We start from the raw sequence: 3,611 nt of genomic DNA, 5'->3' as shown, positions 1-3,611 counted from the left end.
AGCATATGCTGTAAAAAGTGAAAAAGACTTCAGCTTCATGGGTGGCTTCCTGTTTGTTGGTATCTTGGTTGCCTTCTTAGCTGGCCTAGCTGCATTTTTCTTTGAAATGCCAGGTCTGTCATTAGCTGTCTCAGCCATGTTTGTTCTATTAATGGCTGGTCTGATTCTTTTTGAAACAAGCCAAATCGTCAACGGTGGTGAAACTAACTACATCATGGCAACCATCACACTGTATGTCAGTATCTACAACTTGTTTGTTAGCCTGCTGCAATTAATTGGTGCCTTTTCTGGCGATGACTAATTGAACTATCTGGTTCATTTGCTTTCTAATAAACCCCGCACTGCGGGGTTTATTTTTATGGTGGAACGGTGAAAAAAATCTGGCTACTTGGGATCGTTGGTGTCGTATTATTATCGGCATCGTTATAATAGTCTATGCCATCTATGACAGTAACTGGTGGTGGCTACTAGGTGTCGCTTTGTTATTCAATGCTTTCACTGGTCGATGTTTTGCTTATCGGGTGTTCGGGGTGTCTACATGCCAAACATCTTGTCGGGTCGATACAGAAAGTAAAAAGAGTTAAATAAACACAATGGCTGAATTACCCACACAACTGATTGATCGTTTTGGTCGTAAAGTGACCTACGTTCGTATGTCTATTACGGACAGATGTGATTTTCGTTGTGTCTACTGCATGGATGAAGAAATGACCTTCATGCCTCGCCAGCAATTACTCACGTTAGAAGAAATTGTTTTTCTATTACGCGCATTTTGCGAACTCGGTGTAGAAAAAGTGCGTATCACAGGCGGTGAGCCACTAGTCAGACGAGATGTAGATTGGCTTTTCAATGAATTAGGCCAGCTTAAGTCCTCTACTTCACTGAAAGAGCTGACATTAACTACCAATGGCTCCAAGCTGGAAAAATATGCACAGACCCTAGCTGATTCAGGCTTAGATCGTATTAATATCAGTCTGGACTCTCTCAACGAGGAAAAATTTAAAGCACTGACAAGAACAGGTGATTTAGACACAGTTCTTGCCGGCATTGCAGCAGCAAAAAAAGCTAACTTTAAGCGTATTAAATTAAACGCTGTCATCATGAAAGGGCGCAATGAAGATGAAATCATTGATTTAGCCCAGTTTGCTATAGATAACGATCTGGATATTTCCTATATTGAAGAAATGCCATTAGGTCATGTCTCGCATGCACGTGAAGAGAGTTATTGCTCCAGCGATGAAGTCTTAACCACTTTAAACTCGGCATTTGACCTGCAGCCCAGTATCGAAACAACAGGCGGACCATCACGTTATTATCAAGTCGCTGGTACCACAAGCAAGGTTGGGTTTATCTCACCACACAGTCATAATTTTTGTGATAGCTGTAATCGCGTCAGAGTGACGACAGAAGGGCGGCTGTTACTGTGTTTAGGGCAGGAGCACTCTATGGATTTACGTGAGGTTATTCGGCAGCAGCCTGGTGATATGCAAGCCTTAAAACAAGCGATTGTTGATTCAATGGACATTAAACCTAAAGGCCATGACTTTGATATCAAAGCGCAGCCGATTATTTTCCGTCATATGAGCGTGACTGGCGGCTAATCCTTATCTTCAGCTTTTTCAAGTTGCTTGGCTGAGTTCCAGAAAGCATCCAGCTCTTCCAGTGAAAAATCGGCAAACTGCTTTTCCTGAGCTGTCACTGCTGTTTCAACATAATTAAAGCGACGATAGAACTTATCATTGCTACTGTTCAATGCTTCTTCAGGATCAATCTCCAAATGCCTTGCCAGATTGCAACAGGCGAATAAGATATCACCGAGTTCGGCCTGCAAGTGAGATTTTTCAGATTGTTGTTTTATTTCCTGGCCGAGCTCTTCCAGTTCTTCATGAATTTTATCCAACACACCAACAGAATCAGGCCAGTCAAAACCGACTTGAGAAGCACGTCTCTGCATAGCAATGGCTAGTTTAAAGGCGTCGGTCTCAGTCTGCTTAATCGGCGTGAGAAGGAAATCTTTGTCTGACATAACTCAGGTGTCACGGGTAAATTTGATGATATTTCGTCGATCCCGCTTACTAGGACGACCTTTCTGTTGCCTAAAGCCCAGTGGCTCATTCTTTATCTGCTCACGCAAGAGTTCGCGTTTTTCACGGCTTTGCTCAGTTTCCTGGTAAAGCTGTTCAGCTTCAGAAGCAGGGCGGCGTTGAAGATTTAAACCCTGAATAATGACTTCAAACTCATAGGGTGGCTTTGAAATGGTTAGCATGTCATCAATACGGACTGTGCGGCTGGGTTTAACACGTTGTCCATTAACATGTACTTTACCGCCTGAAATGGCTTCAACAGCGAGACCACGCGTTTTATAAAAACGCGCGGCCCATAACCATTTATCTAATCGTTGAGATTCAGAACGAGCGTCCTGTTGTGCCATTAAGCCTTACCTTGCAGTTGCAACAAGATAGACTCATTTTCCAACGTGGATGTGTCTTGGGTAATTTCTTCACCTTTGGCAATGGTTCTTAGTAAACGACGCATGATTTTACCGGAGCGAGTCTTAGGTAAATTATCTGAGTAACGGATATCATCAGGTTTAGCGATAGGTCCAATTTGTTCACCCACCCAGTTACGCAGTTCTTTCGTTAGCTCTTCATCTTCGCCGCCTTCAGGGCGATCGCCTTTTAGTACAACATAGGCAAATACCGCTTCACCTTTCACATCATGTGGCCGACCAACGACAGCGGCTTCTGCTACGAGTGGATGAGCCACCAAAGCGGACTCAATTTCCATGGTACCCAGGCGATGACCAGACACATTCAACACGTCATCAATACGGCCCATAATCCAGAAAAAGCCATTATCATCACGTCTGGCGCTATCACCGGCTAAATAATATTTACCACCAAAATAAGGCCAATAAGTGTCTTTATATCGTTGATCATCACCCCAGATAGTTTGAATCATCGAAGGCCAAGGCTTACGAATGACCAGATAACCACCTTGATTGGCTGTGGTAATTTCTTCGCCCTCATCATTGACGATAGCGGCATCAATCCCTGGAAGTGGACGAGTACAAGAGCCAGGTTTAGCATGAGTAACGCCTGGTACGGGGGCAATCATATGAGCGCCCGTCTCAGTTTGCCACCAGGTATCAACAATTGGGCAACGTCCTTGACCAATGACATTGTGATACCACATCCAAGCTTCAGGATTAATCGGCTCGCCGACGGTGCCTAATAGTCGTAACTTAGATAAGTCATAACTGTTTGGGATTTCATCACCGACTTTCATTAATGCACGAATAGCCGTGGGAGCTGTATAGAAAATGGTGACGCCATGACGCTGACAGATATCCCAGAAACGGCCGGCATCAGGAACGGTTGGCACGCCTTCATAGATAACTTGTGTGGCACCTGTAGCAAGCGGGCCATAAGCCACATAAGTATGACCGGTAATCCAGCCGACATCAGCTGTACACCAGAAAACATCGGAGTCCTGAATATCAAAAACCCAACGCATGGTGGTGATGGCATTTAACAGATAACCACCACAACTATGCTGAATGCCTTTAGGCTTGCCAGTAGAACCTGAAGTATAAAGAAGGAATAACGGGT

6 protein-coding genes are annotated in these 3,611 nt (G+C 44.2%); 3 read left to right on the top strand and 3 right to left on the bottom strand.

Going from position 1 to position 3,611, the window contains the following annotated elements:
* From B4K20_RS14870 to moaA, 3 genes are all read left to right on the top strand, one after another.
* A partial coding sequence (locus B4K20_RS14870; RefSeq protein WP_289283509.1) for a Bax inhibitor-1 family protein occupies positions 1-301 on the top strand: 301 nt, incomplete at its 5' end.
* A gap of 7 nt (positions 302-308) precedes the next feature.
* Positions 309-584 carry a YgaP family membrane protein gene (locus B4K20_RS17090; RefSeq protein WP_414673646.1) on the top strand — a complete coding sequence of 92 codons (276 nt, stop codon included), beginning with the start codon at positions 309-311 and terminating at the stop codon, positions 582-584.
* Positions 585-593: 9 nt separating this feature from the next.
* Complete coding sequence (gene moaA / locus B4K20_RS14865; protein ID WP_289244816.1) at positions 594-1,601, top strand: GTP 3',8-cyclase MoaA; 1,008 nt, start codon at positions 594-596, stop codon at positions 1,599-1,601.
* Here the strand turns inward: moaA and B4K20_RS14860 are convergent.
* The 3 genes from B4K20_RS14860 to B4K20_RS14850 all read right to left on the bottom strand — a co-directional run.
* Entirely contained in the window at positions 1,598-2,026 is a 429-nt protein-coding gene (locus B4K20_RS14860) for a MazG nucleotide pyrophosphohydrolase domain-containing protein (RefSeq protein ID WP_289283508.1), read from the bottom strand. The genes moaA and B4K20_RS14860 overlap by 4 nt on opposite strands.
* Positions 2,027-2,029: 3 nt before the next feature.
* Positions 2,030-2,431 (bottom strand): RNA-binding S4 domain-containing protein, encoded by a 402-nt coding sequence (locus B4K20_RS14855; RefSeq protein ID WP_286304900.1) that lies wholly within the window; start codon positions 2,429-2,431, stop codon positions 2,030-2,032.
* Positions 2,431-3,611 (bottom strand): acetate--CoA ligase (locus B4K20_RS14850; RefSeq protein WP_289283507.1); only part of this gene is annotated, 1,181 nt, incomplete at its 5' end. The genes B4K20_RS14855 and B4K20_RS14850, both read right to left, overlap by 1 nt.

It is taken from the genome of Methylophaga sp. UBA5088 (genome assembly GCF_002414625.1).
GTDB classification, from domain to species: domain Bacteria; phylum Pseudomonadota; class Gammaproteobacteria; order Nitrosococcales; family Methylophagaceae; genus Methylophaga; species Methylophaga marina.
The sequence above is the reverse complement of the archived record's forward strand: the minus strand, read 5'-3'. Positions and strand labels throughout refer to the sequence as shown.